At 59.1% G+C, this 16,762-nt stretch carries 10 protein-coding genes; 5 read left to right on the top strand and 5 right to left on the bottom strand.

Annotation, left to right across the window (positions count from 1 at the left end; all coding sequences use genetic code 11):
• Nucleotides 1–74: 74 nt before the first annotated feature.
• The gene (gene vsr, locus I2G40_RS09560) at nt 75–1,064 is read right to left on the bottom strand and encodes a DNA mismatch endonuclease Vsr (RefSeq protein ID WP_229090597.1); all 990 of its coding nucleotides are present in this window, start codon (nt 1,062–1,064) and stop codon (nt 75–77) included.
• Nucleotides 1,065–1,212: 148 nt separating this feature from the next.
• Between vsr and I2G40_RS01590 the strand changes: the two genes are divergently transcribed.
• From I2G40_RS01590 to I2G40_RS01605, 4 genes are all read left to right on the top strand, one after another.
• The gene (locus I2G40_RS01590) at nt 1,213–1,998 is read left to right on the top strand and encodes an ABC transporter ATP-binding protein (protein WP_006234847.1); all 786 of its coding nucleotides are present in this window, start codon (nt 1,213–1,215) and stop codon (nt 1,996–1,998) included.
• Entirely contained in the window at nt 1,988–4,210 is a 2,223-nt protein-coding gene (locus I2G40_RS01595) for an ABC transporter permease (protein ID WP_195543957.1), read from the top strand. The genes I2G40_RS01590 and I2G40_RS01595 overlap by 11 nt, the downstream gene beginning before the upstream one ends.
• Nucleotides 4,211–4,519: 309 nt before the next feature.
• Nucleotides 4,520–5,959: an APC family permease gene (locus I2G40_RS01600; RefSeq protein ID WP_195543958.1), complete on the top strand. Its 1,440-nt coding sequence runs from the start codon at nt 4,520–4,522 to the stop codon at nt 5,957–5,959.
• A gap of 368 nt (nt 5,960–6,327) precedes the next feature.
• Complete coding sequence (locus I2G40_RS01605) at nt 6,328–7,533, top strand: agmatine deiminase family protein (protein WP_195543959.1); 1,206 nt, start codon at nt 6,328–6,330, stop codon at nt 7,531–7,533.
• 317 nt (nt 7,534–7,850) lie between these two features.
• On the opposite strand, the gene I2G40_RS01610 is transcribed toward I2G40_RS01605, so the two are convergent.
• From I2G40_RS01610 to I2G40_RS01625, 4 genes are all read right to left on the bottom strand, one after another.
• Nucleotides 7,851–8,882 (bottom strand): 3-deoxy-7-phosphoheptulonate synthase, encoded by a 1,032-nt coding sequence (locus I2G40_RS01610; protein WP_006234851.1) that lies wholly within the window; start codon nt 8,880–8,882, stop codon nt 7,851–7,853.
• 579 nt (nt 8,883–9,461) lie between these two features.
• Nucleotides 9,462–11,318, bottom strand: coding sequence for an ABC transporter ATP-binding protein (locus tag I2G40_RS01615; RefSeq protein ID WP_195543960.1), 1,857 nt, complete (start codon nt 11,316–11,318; stop codon nt 9,462–9,464).
• Complete coding sequence (locus I2G40_RS01620; protein ID WP_195543961.1) at nt 11,318–13,684, bottom strand: ABC transporter ATP-binding protein; 2,367 nt, start codon at nt 13,682–13,684, stop codon at nt 11,318–11,320. Before I2G40_RS01620 ends, I2G40_RS01615 begins: the two co-directional genes overlap by 1 nt.
• Nucleotides 13,681–14,130, bottom strand: a complete 450-nt coding sequence (locus I2G40_RS01625; RefSeq protein WP_195543962.1) for a MarR family winged helix-turn-helix transcriptional regulator — start codon at nt 14,128–14,130, stop codon at nt 13,681–13,683. Before I2G40_RS01625 ends, I2G40_RS01620 begins: the two co-directional genes overlap by 4 nt.
• A gap of 549 nt (nt 14,131–14,679) precedes the next feature.
• Here I2G40_RS01625 and pflB point away from each other — a divergent pair.
• On the top strand, nt 14,680–16,731 hold the full coding sequence (pflB, locus tag I2G40_RS01630; RefSeq protein ID WP_195543963.1) for a formate C-acetyltransferase: 2,052 nt from the start codon (nt 14,680–14,682) through the stop codon (nt 16,729–16,731).
• The last annotated feature ends 31 nt before the right edge of the window (nt 16,732–16,762 follow it).

Raw genomic sequence — 16,762 nt, forward strand, 5'->3', positions numbered from 1 at the left:
TTGAGCTTAAGGGCTTTCTAAGGTTTGTGGTGCGGATGTGGCTCGCCTGTGTGGGGCGTGTGGACGGCTCGTTCCTAGCGCTGCGGTGCGGCAGCGCGTACTTGTTCGATGACCTTTTCCATCGTGGCGTCGATGCGGTCCTTTTTGAGTTCGCATTCCCAGATGGTTATGGGCGTCCAGCCCATTTCGGTGAGCGCTGCCACGGCGGCACGGTCGCGCTCGACGTTGCGACGGAACTTTGCCTCCCAAAACTCGACATTGCGCTTGGGCTGACTTGGGTTGCATTTGGGGCAGCGGTGCCAAAAGCAGCCGTTGACGAAGATGGCGATCTTGCGGCCGGGGAAGGCGATGTCGGGCTTGCCGGGAACCTTCCATTCCAAGCGGTAACCCGTAAGGCCCGCTGCGCGCAGGTGCTGTCGTACGAGCAGCTCGGGCTTGGTGTTGGCGCGCTTGTTACCCTTCATGGACTTTTTGATGGCGGCGCGACGGCGCACCAGTTCACGCTCGTCGGCGGAAAGGTCTGAGGTATCGATGCCGTCGAGCAGACCTGGTTTGGGGCGTTTTTTGCTACGGCGCTTAGGTGCGCGTTTGGGCTTGGAAGCGGGCTCGTCGGTCGTGGCGGCCATGGCATCTTTGGCAGTGCTGTTGGCCTCAAGCCGATCTTCCTTTAACTCAATCAGAGCATCAATGAGCCCCTTGTCGGCGGGCATCCATTCCACCGTGGCAAGCGAGGTGCGCGGAATCCAGCGGATATCAAGCTGGCGGTCGTGTTTCTGGGGCTCGCCAGACTCTTTAGCCAGTGAGCAGTAGTAGCACTCCATGGAGAGATGGAAATCGGGGTAGTCGTACTCAACGGTATAGAAATCGCGCAGGTTGGTGACTTTTACCTGCAGCTCTTCCATGAGCTCGCGGCGCACGGCGTCTTCGGGTGTCTCGCCGTGCATGAGCTTGCCGCCGGGAAACTCCCAAAGTCCCTGCATGTCGCCGTAGCCGCGCTGCACGGCAAGCAGCTCGTCAGATCCTTCCTTGCGAATGATCCCAGCGGCAACATGAACAGTCTTCAACAGGAGTCCTCTCTCAACATCAACACGCGGCAGGGTAGCTACCCGTACCTTACACAACGGTAAGGCAAGCGTAAGCCATATCGATGGTAGCCGACTCGTCTTCTTGCGACTATAGATGCCGTAGACTAATCGCAAAAAAGGACTCGGTATGCAAACCACGCACATGGCGACCCCGGTACTGGAGGTCGCGCATCTCGAAAAGGTATATGGAGCGCTGGGCAACGTGACCCGTGCGCTCAACGACGTCAGCTTTACCGTCAACCGCGGTGAATTTGTTGGCATCATGGGCGCTTCGGGCTCGGGCAAGTCGACGTTGCTCAACTGCGTGTCGACCATCGATAGCGCCACGAGCGGCACGATCCGCATCAACGGGCAGGACGTGACGCGCATGAAGCAGGCTAAGCTTTCGCAGTTCCGCCGCGAGGAGCTCGGCTTTATCTTCCAGGACTCCAACCTGCTCGATACGCTCACGGCACGCGAGAACATCGCCCTGCCGCTCACCATTGCCCGCACAAACTCGGCAGAGATCTCGACCCGCGTGCAGGATGTGGCAGCGCGCCTGTCCATCAGTCAGGTGCTCGACAAGTATCCCTACCAGATGTCCGGCGGCCAGCAGCAGCGCGTTGCCGCGGCTCGCGCGCTCGTCACCGACCCCACCATGATCATGGCCGACGAGCCTACCGGCGCCCTCGACTCCAAAAGCGCCCGCCTGTTGCTCGAGAGCCTAGAGGCCCTCAACCGCCGCCTGCGCGCCACCGTGCTCATGGTCACGCACGACAGCTTTGCCGCCAGCTACACGAGCCGTGTGCTGTTTATCCGCGACGGCAAGATCTTCACCGAGCTGCGCCGCGGCGACACCGACCGCCGAGAGTTCTTCGACCGCATTATGGAGGTCGTTGCCATGATGGGCGGTGAGGGCTCCGATGCTCTGTAAACTCGCTTGGGGCAACGTCCGCCGCGCCGGCTGCGACTACCTCGTCTACCTTTTGACGCTCACCCTGGGCGTCACGGTCTTCTATGCCTTTAACACCATCTCGATGCAGGTCGACATCGCCGGAATCGATGAAGAGGGCTTGGCGCAGGTTATGGGCAGCATGCTCGGCGACCTGACGTACTTTTTGGCCGGTGTCATGGCCTTTTTGATGGTGTATGCCAATAACTTCATCATGAAACGCCGCAAGAAGGAGTTTGGCCTGTACCAGGTGCTCGGCATGGGGCGCGGGCGCGTCGCCACGATCATGGCGCTCGAGACCGTGATAGTGTCGGTCGTGGCCTTTGTCGCCGGCATTGTGCTGGGTGTGGGACTCTCCCAGCTCATAACGTTCTTTACGGCCTCGCTCTTTAAGACACAGATCGCCAATTTTCACTTCTTTTTCTCGGTGCATGCGTTCAATCTGACCCTTGCCTGCATGCTCGTAATGTTTGTGCTCACGCTACTGCTGAACCTTCGCGCCGTGCGTCGTACCAAACTCATCGAGCTTATGGGTGCCGAGCGTCGCAACGAGAGCATCAAGACACGCAACCCCTGGATCGCGATTGCCATCTTTGCCGTGGGCGTGGTGCTTGTGGGCGTGGCCTATTACCGTCTGCTACGTGATGGGTTCCCGCTAACCGCGACGGACAGCAAGCTGCAAGAGGCCATGAACCAGTTTGGTATTACGACCGCTATGGTTACCGTGGGCACCTTTGCCCTGTTCTGGGGACTCTCGGGCATGCTCATCAAGCTGCTGCAGAGCCTGCGCAGCGTGTATTGGCGCGGCCTCAACATGTTTACCGTGCGCCAGCTTGCGGCCAAGGTCAACACGGTGTGCTTTTCGATGGGCGTCATCGCGATGCTCCTGTTTTTGGCCATCACCTCGGTGACGTGCGGTATGTCGATTGCCAACGTGATGAACGAAAACCTGGAGCGCTATAATCCGGCCGACATGTCGCAGACGTATATCTATTACACGCCCGATACGCTCGACTTCTACAAAGAGTCTTTCAATCCGTCTGAGGCCGATCGAATGGTGCTGGCCGATAGTACGGTCGATTTGTACTCCGCATGGCACGGCGATTCATGGCACGGCGATCGTAAGGGCAAGTCGACGGACAACAACGACGAGACCGGCAAGAAGGTCAATATCGCCGATGTTGCAGGCGAGCATGTGCAGATCGATTCGTATCTGAGTTACCCGCTTGGCGGCTCGAATCCTTCGGTGACCCCAAGTGAAATGTGCAAGACCATGGGCGAAAAGCTTCCCAAGGCGTTCGGGGGTAGCAATGCCGATACGATGGGTCTGTTTGTGACGCCGGCGAGCCAGTACAACAAACTGCGTCAGATGATGGGCGAGGAGCCGGTGCACATCGGTCACGACCAGTATCTGCTCACATGCGATATGGGCGGCGAGCTGGTCGACCTGTACACCAAGTATATGGCTGGCGGCCATGCCCTTACCTTGGGCGGGCATACGCTCAAGCCCGCAACCGATAAGTCGGACGAAGATACGGCGGCCATCGCCAACTCGGCGATGGGCAGTAATCCGGGTACCGTCGTCGTTGCCGACGAGCTGTTGTCCCAGCTTAATCTGCAGCCGTATTCCAGTAGCCTGCTCGTTAACTACAAACAGGGGATGGATACGACCGAGGCAGATGAGAGCATTAAATACACTCTGCTCGACAATCTGCTCGTTGACGGCAAAGAGCCGGGGTCGTGGGGAATCTTTATCACACGCTCCGAGATGTACACGCAGGCAGCGCAAATGAACGGTCTTATTAGCTACCTAGCCATTTACATCGGCTTTGTATTGGTCGTTGCATGCGCGGCGATTCTGTCGATCCAGCAACTCTCCAACGTGGCCGACGGCAGCCGCAGCTATCGTGTACTGGCACAGATCGGCTGTGAGGACCGCCAGATTCGCCATTCGGTGATGGCGCAGCAAGCGGTATTCTTCCTGTTCCCGCTGGCAGTGGGCTTGGCGCACTCCTTTGTGGCACTTAAGGTGATCATCGAGCTGGTGAGCATATTCGGAAATATGAGCATCGGCGGCACCGTGGGCCTCACCTGTGCAATCTTCCTGGCAGCATACGGTGGCTACTTCCTGGTGACCTACCTCATGAGTACCGGCATGGTACAAGCCGCCATTGCTACCCGCTACAGCGAGTAACTCGTTCAGCTTGGAATTATCGTAGGTTGAGCATAGGTCGGCGAAAACGCCCCTAAGCGAGCAAGGTGACGTGAAAGAGGAGGGAAGCGTACTTCGGTACGCGACCGACGATTGAACGTCAGATTGCCGCTTAGGGGCGTTTGCAGCGTCGAGCCGTTACGCGGTTTGGTAAAACCGCGTAACTTCATCGTAGAAGCACGTCTGCGGGCGGCGGATGCTCGTCTCCTGTCGCCCGCTCACCGAGGCCCGGCAATTGCCTTAATATCTTAAGGACCTCGATTTGTCCAAGACTGAGCGAAGGAGCTCATCATGAGCGACGGAAAGAAAAAGCTTTCCTTCTTGACGGTCATCTCGACCATCATCTGCGTCGTCTTCGTTTGTGAGGCCGCCGCACCTGCTGCTGCCATTGGCAACCAGCAGTTCTTCTGGTGGATTTTCCTGATTCTGACCTTCCTGCTCCCTTATGGCATGGTCGCTGCCGAGCTCGGCACTACCTATGACGGCGAGGGTGGCATTTACGACTGGGTACGCGATGGTCTGGGCGACAAGTGGGGTGCCCGCATTTCGTACTACTACTGGGTTAACTACCCGCTGTGGATTGCCTCGCTGGCCACCATGTTCCCTGACATTTTGGGTATGGTCTTTGGCGTCGAGTTCAATCTGATTGCCAAGATTGGTATCGACCTTGCCTTTGTGTGGATCGTCTATCTTATGGGTCGCTCCAAGGCTGCCGACTCCGAGTGGGTCCTGAACGGCGGTGCCATCATCAAGGTCGCCGTTGCCGTTATCGTCGGCGCTTTGGGCATTTGGTACGCCATGGAGAACGGTTTTGCGAACGATATGTCCGCTGTCACCTTCTTGCCCGAGCTCACCAACACCAACGCGCTCGGCTACCTGTCGATCATCATCTTTAACTACATGGGCTTCGAGGTCATCTGCACCATGACCGACGATATGGCCGATCCCGCTCGCGATATCCCCAAGGCTATCATCGTCGGCGGCCTGTCCATCGCCGTGATCTACCTGTTCGCTGGCTTTGGCATCGGCGCTGCTGTGTCGGCCGATTCCATCGATCCCGACTACGGTATGATCTACGCTGTCCAGACTATTGTGGGCGATTCCATGATCTTTAAGGTCATCTGCATCGCCTTCCTGATCACGCTGTTCGCCAACATGGCTGCCTGGTCCTTCGGCGTCAACTCCGTTGCTCGCTATGCTGCCGAGCATGGCAACATGCCCAAGGTCTTCGCCTCGATGATCTCGGATGACGACATGCCCAACGGCGCCAACCTGGTCAACGCCATCGTTGCCTCCCTGGTGCTGTGCCTGCAGCTGGTTCCCATCGACGCCATCTCCAACGGTGTCTTCTGGATGCTCTTCGGTACCTCCGTTGTCTTCCTGCTGCTGACCTACATCCCGATGTTCCCGGCATTCCTCAACCTTCGTAAGAACGACCCCAACCGTGAGCGTATCTTTACGTTCCCGTTTAAGGGCGCCATGATGAAGGTCATGCTGGCTATTCCCTGCATCGAGCTGATTCTGGCTATCGTTGCAACGCTGATTCCGTTCTCTGTCGATGAGATTGGCGATAAGGTCCCGATGATCGTCATCTTCATCGTGCTCTTGCTTATTGGCGAGGTTGTCCGCGTCGTCAGTGCTAAGGGCCGCAAGGAAGAGTACAAGGGTCTGACCCCCGAGCTCGCAGCCCAGCGTCTCGCTGAGGAGGCCGGCGAGGCCGAGGAGAACTAGAGCACCCGGATTCGGGGCTCCAACCTTCCTCGCGTACCAACGTACGCTTCGTCGGGTTTGTCGCTCCCGACTCGGGACACTCTAGCCTCTTCGGAGGCGTGCCCAAGCAACAGGTTTGCTAACCTTTCTCTGAGGTGGGTGTGAGCTATTGCTCCGGTAACCACCGCCCGCCCCAATCTCTCTTCCGTATCCTTCGTGCGTTTTGTCTCCGTGCACCGGGTTACGTCGTCGCTTGCCGGTGCGACATCCGTGAAAACCGGTGCCAGGCGCCCCGACCTTTGCCGGGGAACGGGCGCCTACCATCTCTTGGTTTTAGGCTGAGGGTAACCCGCCCGCAGCAAGCGATCGTTCGATTTGGAGGAAATCTTATGCGTACGATCACCGAGTCCGAGTCCACCCCTAAGGCCGACGGCTTCTTTATGCCCGCTGAGTTCGCTCCGCAGGATCGCGTGTGGATGGGTTGGCCCCACCGCACCGACACCTGGACCCACGGCGCCAAGCCGGCTCAGAAGCAGTATGCCGCCATCGCTCGCGCCATCGCCGAGTTCACCCCGGTCACCATGTGCGCAAACCAGGCCGACTACGCCAACTGCAAGGCCGCCTTTGAGGAAGACGAGAACGTCACCGTTATCGAGATGACCACCGACGACGCTTGGTTCCGCGACACCGCTGCCACTTTTGTTATCAATGGCAAGGGCGATAAGCGCGCCAACCACTGGCACTTCAACGCCTACGGCGGCCTCGTCGACGGCCTCTATTTCCCGTGGGACAAGGACGAGCAGATTGCCCTTAAGATGGCTGAGCTTTCCGGCTGCCGTCGCTATCGTCCCGATGACATGATCCTCGAGGGCGGCTCCATTACCGTCGACGGCGAAGGCACCGTGGTCGTGACCGACCAGTGCCTGCTTTCCCCGGGCCGCACCTGCTCTGCGGTTCTGGAGGAGGAAGAGGATCCCGAGTCCATCTGGCCCAAGTTCCACAAGAAGTTTGAGCCCTGGAGTGAGGAACTTCGCGCCTATATGGACGAGCACCTCAAGGATTACCTGGGTGTCGAGAAGGTCATCTGGGTTAAGGAGGGCATCGACCCCGAGGAGACCAACGGCCACATCGATGATGTCGCTACGTTCATCGCTCCGGGCGTCATGGCTTGCATCTGGACCGACGATCCCGAGTATCCGTTCTACGAGCAGTGCCACGCTGTCTACGAGACCCTCTCCAACGCCGTTGACGCCAAGGGCCGCAAGATGAAGGTCTACAAGCTCTGTATGCCTGTGAACCCGCTGTTCATGGACCAGGCTTCTTGCGACACCATCGACGCCGACGAGAACGCCGAGCCGCGCGTTGCCGACGAGCCGCTGATCGCCTCCTACATGAACTACCTGGTCACCAACCACGGCGTTATCGTCCCGCAGTACGGCGACGAGAACGATCACCTGGCCGTTGACACGCTCCAGAAGATTTATAACGAGGTCTGGGGCGAGGGCGTCTACAAGTGCGTCGGCGTTCAGTCCGAGCAGGTCGTCTTCGGCGGCGGCAACATCCACTGCATCACGCAGCAGGAACCCTCGGCGTAACTGTTTGTCTTCCCGAGGCACGGCACCTTGCCGTTCATCAAAGTACGCTTCGCTCCTCTTTCGCGGCGACCTGGGGCACCTCGAAAACCCAGCCGATCAATCGGACCGACGTAGCTTGCTACCGCATTAGTCATTGGTGCCAACTCTGGCAACGATGCAGGTCGAAAAACGTCAGCGAAAACCCGCCAGAGCGAGCAAGGTGCCTTGAAGCGAGGCGGCATTGACCTTTTGGTCATGCCGTCGAAGCTGAAAGGCAGATTGCCGTTCTGGCGGGTTTGCAGCGTCGAGCCGTTACGCGGTTTGGTAAAACCGCGTAACTAAATACGTTCCGCGATCTCGTGGATGAGGTAATCGGTCTTTTCCCAGCCTAGGCACGGGTCGGTGATCGACTTGCCAAAGACGCCGCCGTCGACCGGCTGGTTGCCGTCCTCCAGGTAGGACTCGATCATAAAGCCCTTGACCAGCTTAGAGATGGACTCGTTGCGGCGGCAGCTGTCGAGCACCTCCTTGCAAATGCGGTACTGCTCCAGCGGGCGCTTGCCCGAGTTGTCGTGGTTGCAGTCGATGACCGCCGCCGGGTTGGCGTAGCCGGCGTGCTCGGTATAGCGCTCGGCCAGGCGCTCCAGGTGCTCGTAGTGGTAATTGGGGTAGGTACGACCATCGAGACCGATGTAGCCACGCATAACGGCGTGTGCGAGCGGATTGCCGTCGCACTCGACCTCCCAGTTGCGGAAGATGAAGCTCTGGTGCGCCTGCGCGGCGTAAATGGAGTTGAGCATAACGGTGGTAGAGCCGGCAGTGGGATTCTTCATGCCGACGGGTACCGAAATGCCGCTCGACACCAGGCGATGCTCCTGGTTCTCGACCGAGCGTGCGCCCACGGCAACATAGCTCAGCAGGTCAACGAGGTACTGGTAGTTGGACGGGTAGAGCATCTCATCGGCGGTGAAGAAGCCGGTCTCCTCGATGACGCGCAGGTGCATGTGGCGGATGGCCTTGACGCCCTCGAGCAGGTCGTCGGGAGCCTCGGGGTTGGGGTTGTGCAGAAGACCCTTGTAGCCGGTGCCCTTGGTGCGCGGCTTATTGGTGTAGACGCGCGGAATGATGATGAGCTTGTCCTTGACCTCTTCGGCGGTCTTGGCCAGTCGGTTCATATACTCGAGCACCGAATCCTCGCGGTCGGCAGAGCACGGGCCGATGATGAGCACCTTACGTGCGTCCTCGCCGGTAAAGACTTTGGCGACCTCGGCGTCAAATGCCTGCTTTTTGGCGGTAAGCTCGGCAGAAAGTGGCATTTCCTCGCGGATCTCCATGGGGATCGGCAGCCTGCGTTTGAATTCCATGGCCATAGGGGTCTCCTCAATCTATAGAAAGAGCAATAAGCGTATTGTCGAATGCTCGGCATTATCCGCTGTCGCACGCTAAAGTGCAAGCCCTTGTCACCCCGAAACCTACCAAAAAGGGACAGGTTTATTTTGGCAGGTTTTATCTGGGTAAACGTCGGCGGATGCCGGGAGGGAGCGGCGCCGCGCGGGACCCTAAGGCTATTGTCGGTTCCCCAGGAAACACCCCGTGGGCAAAAAATGCCAAATATGAGTACGGTTGCTATCTTAGTATCATATCGGTCTAGCAAGATAATAGACAAAGTGAAAAATATGTTCATTAACGTTGGCACGCAGAAGCCCGCTAACGGGCGTTTTGATTAATTGGAAGGCGTATAGAGGCCGCAAGGAGGTCGTTTGAGGCGGTTTTGGCTGTTACCAAAAAGGTAACAGTACTCATATTTGCCATTTTTTGCCCACAGGGCCTCGAAGGGGCTGTCAATCAGGTCCCAGGGGAGGCGGTTCAAGGGCCGTAGAACAAAAACGGGGGCGCAGGTTGTCCTGCGTCCCCGTTTTCTTGGCATTGCGGTTGTTTGCCGTCGGTTTTTACGCCGCTTCGTCGAACTGCGAGTTGTACAGGTCGGCGTAGAAGCCGCCCTGGGCGAGCAGCTCGTCGTGCGTGCCCTTCTCGACGATGTCGCCGTTGCGAATCACCAAGATCACGTCGGCGTTGCGGATCGTGGACAGGCGGTGCGCGATGACAAAGCTGGTGCGGCCCTGCATCAGCGCATCCATGGCGCGCTGAATGAGCTCCTCGGTACGGGTATCGACGTTGGAAGTCGCCTCGTCCAGAATCAGTGCCGGGCGGTCGGCCAAAATGGCACGGGCGATGGTCACGAGCTGGCGCTGACCCTGCGACAGGTTGGTGCCCTCCTCGTTGATCATAAAGTCGTAGCCACCGGCGAGCGTATGAATAAAGTGGTCGCAGCGTGCGGCGCGCGCAGCGGCCTCGACCTCGGCATCGCTCGCGTCGGGGCGTCCGTAGCGGATGTTCTCGCGGATGGTGCCGTTAAACAGCCAAGTGTCCTGCAGCACCATGGCAAACTCGCCGCGCAGTGCCGCGCGGTCCCAGTCGCGCACATCGACGCCCTCGACACGCAGCGAGCCGCCGTCCACGTCGTAGAAGCGCTGCAGCAGCTTGATGAGCGTGGTCTTGCCGGCGCCGGTGGGACCGACGATGGCGATGGTCTGGCCGGGCTGCGCCTTGCAGCTAAAGTCGTGGATGATGGTCTTGTCGGGCGTGTAGCCAAACTTTACGTGGTCGAACTCCACGTGGCCGGGGCGCTTCTCGGGAATCTGCGCGCCGGCCTTCTGCTCCTCCTCGGGCGCGGCCAGGAACTCAAAGACGCGCTCGGTGGCAGCGGCCATCGACTGCATCGTGTTGCTCACGTTGCCCAGCTGCTGCACGGGTTGCGTAAAGTTGCGAACGTACTGGATAAAGCTCTGGATGTCGCCGGGCGTGGCATTGCCGGTCAGCGCGAGCTGCGCACCCACCACGACGACGCCCACGTAGCCCATGTTACCCACCAAGCTCATAAGCGGCATCATCAGGCCCGACAGGAACTGCGAGCGCCAGCCGCTAATAAAGAGACGGTCGTTTTGGCGGTCGAACTCCTCGATCGAAGCCTCGGCGCGGTCGAACACCTGAATGACGTTCTGGCCGGCAAAATCCTCCTCGATAATGCCGTTGACGGTGCCCAGGACCTGCTGCTGCTCGCGGAAGTACGGCTGCGAGAAGTGAATCATCACCATCAAGATAATCGCGGCGGCCGGCAGCGTGAGCACGGTGACGCCGGTGAGCGGCAGGCTGATCGACAGCATCATGACGAGCACGCCGATAATCTGCGTGACGGACGTAATAAGCTGCGTCACGCTCTGGTTGAGCGACTGGCCGAGTGTATCGACGTCGTTGGTGATGCGGCTGAGCACATCGCCCTTGCTGTGACCATTGAAGTAGCTCATCGGCACGACGGCAATCTTGGCTGCGATCTCCTTGCGCATGCGGTAGCAGATCTTTTGCGTGACACCGGTCATGAGCCAGCCCTGGACCAGGCTGCAGACAGAGCTCGCCAGATACAGGCAGAGCAAAAAGCCGAGCGTCTTGGCGATCCAGTCAAAGTCAACGTCGCCGGTGCCGTTGACCTTGGCGACCAGGCCTTCGAACAGCTTGGTCGTAACCTGGCCGAGCACCTTGGGTCCCACAATGTTAAAGATGACCGAGCACACGGCAAAGGCGACGGCGGCAAACACGGCAATCTTGTGCTGGCCGATATAGCCGAGCAGCTGCCTCATGGTGCCCTTAAAGTCCTTGGCCTTTTCGCCGCGACGCATGCCGCCCATGCGGCCCATGGGACCACGCTGGCGGGTGGGCTTGGGAATCTGAGTCTTGGTCTCGTCTGCCATTAGCGCTCGCCTCCTTCCATGACGGCTGCAATTTCTTCTTGGGTAAGCCCCAGCTCCTCGGCGGAAAGCTGTGACTGTGCGATCTCCAGGTACGCCGGGCAGCTGCGCAGCAGCTCCTCGTGCGTGCCGGTGCCCACTACGTGGCCGTCGTCGAGCACGATGATCTGGTCGGCGTGCATGATGGTCGCGATGCGCTGGGCCACGACCACGAGCGCGGCGTCGGTGACGTTTTTGGCCAGCTCTTCGCGCAGGCGCGCGTCGGTCTTGTAGTCGAGGGCGCTAAACGAATCATCGAACACCACGACCTCGGGCTTTTTGGCCAACGCGCGGGCGATGGCCAGACGCTGGCGCTGACCGCCCGAAACATTGGAGCCGCCCTGGCTGATGGGGGAGTCGTAGCCGCCCTCGCGCTCGGCGATAAAGTCCTCCGCCTGGGCGACGCGTGCTGCCTGGCGCATATCCTCGTCACTCACCATGTCGCCGGCAAACTTGAGGTTGCTCTCGACGGTACCCGAGAACAGACGACCCTGCTGCGGAATATAACCGATGCGGCGGCGCAGCTCGGAAAGGGTCATGTCGCGCACGTCAATGCCGTCGAGCGAAATGCTGCCGCCCGTGACGTCGTACAGGCGCGGAATCAACTGCACGAGCGTGGACTTGCCCGAGCCCGTGGAGCCAATGATGCCGAGCATCTGACCGGCATGCGTGGTGAAGTTCACGCCGCTGATGACATCGGCGCGGGCATCGGGATACTGGAAGCTCACGTCGCGGAAGGTGAGCTCACCGCGCGGCGCGCTGGCCGCGGGCAGTTTGGGCGAGACAGGGTCGTTGATGCTCGTGGGGCAAGTGATGACCTCTTCCACACGCTCGGCTGCGACCTCGGCGCGGGGCAGGATAACCGAAACCATGGTGAGGATCATAAACGCCATGACGATCTGCATGGTATAGGAGATAAACGCCATCATGTTGCCGACCTGCATCACGCCGTCGGACACGCCCTGCGCGCCAAACCAGACGATAAGCACGGTGATGCAGTTCATGACGAGCATCATGAGCGGCATCATGAAGCTCATGGCGCGGTTGGTGTAGAGCTGCGTGGTCATCAGGTCGAGCGAAGCCTTGTCAAAACGCTCGAGCTCATGCTCCTCACGGTTGAACGAGCGGATGGGCATAAGGCCGTCGAGCAGCTCGCGGGCGGTAAGGTTCACGCGGTCCACAAAGCTCTGCATCTTTTTGAACTTGGGCATGGTGAGGCCCATAAGCACGCCGACGACGGCCGAGACCGCGATGATGGCCACGGCGATGGTCCACTCTAGGCCGGTATGGTTGGCCAGGACGCGCATGACGGCGACGATGCCCATGACGGGGGCCATCAGACACATGCGGATAAACAGGGTTGCGGCCATCTGGATCTGCTGAATGTCGTTGGTGCAGCGGGTGATGAGCGAGGCCTGGCTAAACTTGCCCACCTCGGCCGGCGAGAAGTGCATAACCTTGTTGAAGGTCTCGCGGCGCAGGTCGCGGGCGATGGAGCAGGCGGTGCGCGAAGCCACGGCACCGGTCAGGATGGTGGCGACCAGCGAGATTAGGCACAGACCAAACATCGTGGTCGCCATGCGGCCCAGGTAGGCGTTCTGCACGTCGGCGGGGTCGATGCCCTGCGCCTTGTACTCGTCTTGCACATAGCTCACGGCGCGTTGAGTCACGATGGAGCCCGACATGGAGCCCATTTTGTCCGCCATATCGTTGGCGCCCTCGACGAGCTTGCCCTGGTCGATTAGGCCGCCTTCAACGCCTAGACGCAGGCTCTTCATGGTGATCTTGCCGCCGTCGGCATCAATCTGCTTTTGCATGTTCTGCGCCGCTGCGGCCTTCTGCTGCATCTCGGCGAGTTGCTCGGGCGTCATCGCCGCCATCTGCTCGGGCGTGGGTATGGCCTGGGCGCCGCTGTTGTCTTTCTCACCGGACGTGCCCATCATGTCACCCATGGAGTTGGCGTCAATACCCTGGTTGAGCGAAAGGACGACGGTCTCGGGCAGACTCATGATATCGGCGAGCTTGCTGCCGTCGGCGCGCTCATCCTCGGTTCCCTTGTACGTGCGAATCCCGTTTTTGTCTGCCTTGCCAAACGCAGCTTCTACCGTCTTGGCGTCCTCGGCGCTCATAAAGAGTTCGAGGTCGTCGAGCGATTCGGCGCGGATGGTGTCGGGTACGGGCGACGCGATGCCGCCTTGCTGTACACCCACGTCGACGATGTCGCTCATATAGGTAGGCAGCGCCAGATCGGCGTTGCAGCTGATTACGATAAGTACGATAGCTGCGAACAGTGCCAGGATATGTTTTTTAAAGAGCTTGAGAATCCTCACTCGGCATCTCTCCTTTCTTGATTGCGGTCGATAATTTCGTTGGCACGTCTAAGAAGGCGCACCATCTCTTGGGTATCTGTTTCGCCAAGCTGCTCGAGGAAGGCCGCGGTGCGGTCCTCGAATTCCCGACGTTTGATTTCGATAACCTGGAATCCTTTGTCGGTCACCGTGACGTGTACGCGACGACGGTCGGTCTTTGAGTGCTCGCGCTCGACCCAGCCCTTGGCCTCGAGGGCGCGCAGGATATTGGCGATACGGGCGCTCGAGACCCAGGCACGATCGGCGAGTTCGCTCGGCGTGAGCGAGCCGCCGGCGCGCATGAGGGCGCGCATGACGGCCATCTCGCCACCCAGAGCCTGGTCGGCAAAGCGCGAAACGCGCTGGTGCATGCTGCCAAACTCGGTAAGGAGCTGACGCCCAAGCTCATGGAAATCGGTATCTTCCACCGAAAACCCCTAACACTAGAAACTATTTTCGGTGAAAGATGATACCCCTGCACGCGCGCCCTATACGGAAGATTTTTGGGACATGCCTAGAAAACTACCTTTAGGCGACCTCCGTACACCGTCGGTGCCAGCAAAGTTAGGGGCAGATCGTTAGGCATGTCCTAAAGCCTACTCAGAGGTACTTTACCCTGCTAAAGCTGGCATAACAGCTAGAGTGAACGTCGTACAAAGGCAAGGAAAAAACTAAACAAATCGGTGAACGGTAGTTGTTCGCGCTCGCATTTCCTGCGGATTTGTAAAAAACGCCCTTATGATATAAAAAAAGAAACATATAACAGCCCAGATGGAGAGGGTCGCTATGTTATCCTTCTCAAACGGGTGAAATCTTGGGTTTTGGGTTGTAGTTCCAAGGTGGACAAACGTTTTTCCTGCACCAACGTGTGGTGAAGAACGGAAGAAGCCGGTAGTGCAAGCCGAACATTCAAGAATTCAATAAGCAGCGGTGTGAGAGAGCGCCGCATTACACGTAACTAGGAGCGTGGTTACACAATGCAGGAGGCATGGGAAGGCTTCAAGGAAGGCATTTGGACGGGAGAGGTTGACGTCCGAGACTTCATCCAGAAGAACTACACCCCCTACGAGGGCGACGAGTCGTTCCTCGTAGGTCCGACCGAGCGTACCAAGGAGCTGTGGGGCGAGGTTCTCGACCTGCTGCTTAAGGAGCGCGAGCAGGGTGGTGTCCTCGATATGGACACCAAGACCGTCACGGGTATCGTGAGCCACCCCGCTGGCTACATCGATAATGCCCATCGCGACAAGGAGACCATTGTTGGCCTCCAGACCGACAAGCCGCTCAAGCGCGCTCTGCACGTCAACGGTGGTATCCGCATCGCTTGCCAGGCTGCCAGCCAGCACGGCTACAAGGTCGACGAGAACGTTGTTGAGCGCTACACCTTCGAGCGCAAGACCCACAACGCTGGCGTCTTCGATGTCTACACCCCCGAGATGCGTGCTTGCCGCTCGGCTCACATCATCACCGGTCTGCCCGATGGCTATGGCCGCGGCCGCATCATCGGCGACTACCGTCGTGTCGCCCTGTACGGTGTCGACTACCTGATCAAGGACAAGGAGGCCCAGAAGGCTTCCACCCCGACGGTCATGACCGCCGACAACATCCGCGATCGTGAGGAGCTGCAGGAGCAGATCCGCGCCCTCGGCGAGCTCAAGATGATGGCCGAGACCTATGGTTTCGACATTTCCAACCCTGCTACCAACACGCAGGAGGCCATCCAGTGGATGTACTTCGCCTACCTTGCTGCCGTCAAGGAGCAGAACGGCGCTGCTATGTCCATCGGCCGTACCTCTACGTTCATCGACATCTACGCTGAGCGCGACCTTGCCAACGGTACCTTCACCGAGGAGCAGATCCAGGAGTTCGTGGATCACTTCATCATGAAGCTCCGCATGGTCAAGTTCGCCCGTACCCCCGAGTACCAGGCCCTGTTCACCGGCGACCCGCAGTGGGTCACCGAGTCCATCGGCGGCATGGGTGTTGACGGCCGTACGCTCGTTACCAAGATGAGCTACCGCTACCTGCACACGCTCGAGAACATGGGCACCAGCCCCGAGCCCAACATGACCGTTCTGTGGTCGACCCGTCTGCCCGAGAACTTCAAGAAGTTCTGCGCCAAGACTTCCGTCGCCAGCTCCTCGATCCAGTACGAGAACGACGACCTCATGCGCGTCTATCACGGCGACGATTACGGCATTGCCTGCTGCGTGTCCTCCATGCGCATCGGCAAGGAGATGCAGTTCTTCGGCGCTCGCGCCAACCTGGCCAAGTGCCTGCTGTACGCACTCAACGGCGGTGTTGACGAGGTCTCCAAGAAGCAGGTCGGCCCCAAGTATCGCGCCGTCGAGGGCGATACGCTCGATTACGACGACGTTGTGGCCAAGTACAACGACATGATGAAGTGGCTCGCTGGCGTGTACGTCAACTCGCTGAACATCATTCACTACATGCACGACAAGTATTGCTACGAGCGTATCCAGATGGCTCTGCACGACAAGCACGTGCACCGCTGGTTCGCTACGGGCATCGCTGGCCTTTCCGTCGTGGCTGACTCCCTGTCCGCCATCAAGTACGCCAAGGTCCACCCCGTCCGTGACGAGAACGGCATCATCGTCGACTTCGAGACCGAGGGCGAGTTCCCCAAGTACGGTAACGACGACGACCGCGTCGACCAGATCGCTCACGACGTTGTGCACCAGTTCATGGAGTACATCCGCATGAACGACACCTACCGCAACTCCGTGCCCACGACCTCGGTTCTGACCATTACCTCCAACGTCGTGTACGGTAAGAAGACCGGCTCCACGCCCGACGGCCGCAAGGCTGGCCAGCCGTTCGCCCCGGGTGCTAACCCCATGCACAAGCGCGATAGCCACGGCGCCATCGCTTCGCTGTCTTCGGTTTCCAAGCTCCCGTTCCGCGATGCTCAGGACGGCATCTCCAACACCTTCTCTATCATCCCGAGTGCGCTCGGCAAGGAGGACCAGGTGTTCTTTGGCGATATCGACCTTGATCAGCTGGGCGAGTAACTATTGTTAGTGCTATACTAACAATAACGAT

This window comes from Collinsella aerofaciens, assembly GCF_015558785.1.
Taxonomy (GTDB): domain Bacteria; phylum Actinomycetota; class Coriobacteriia; order Coriobacteriales; family Coriobacteriaceae; genus Collinsella; species Collinsella aerofaciens_P.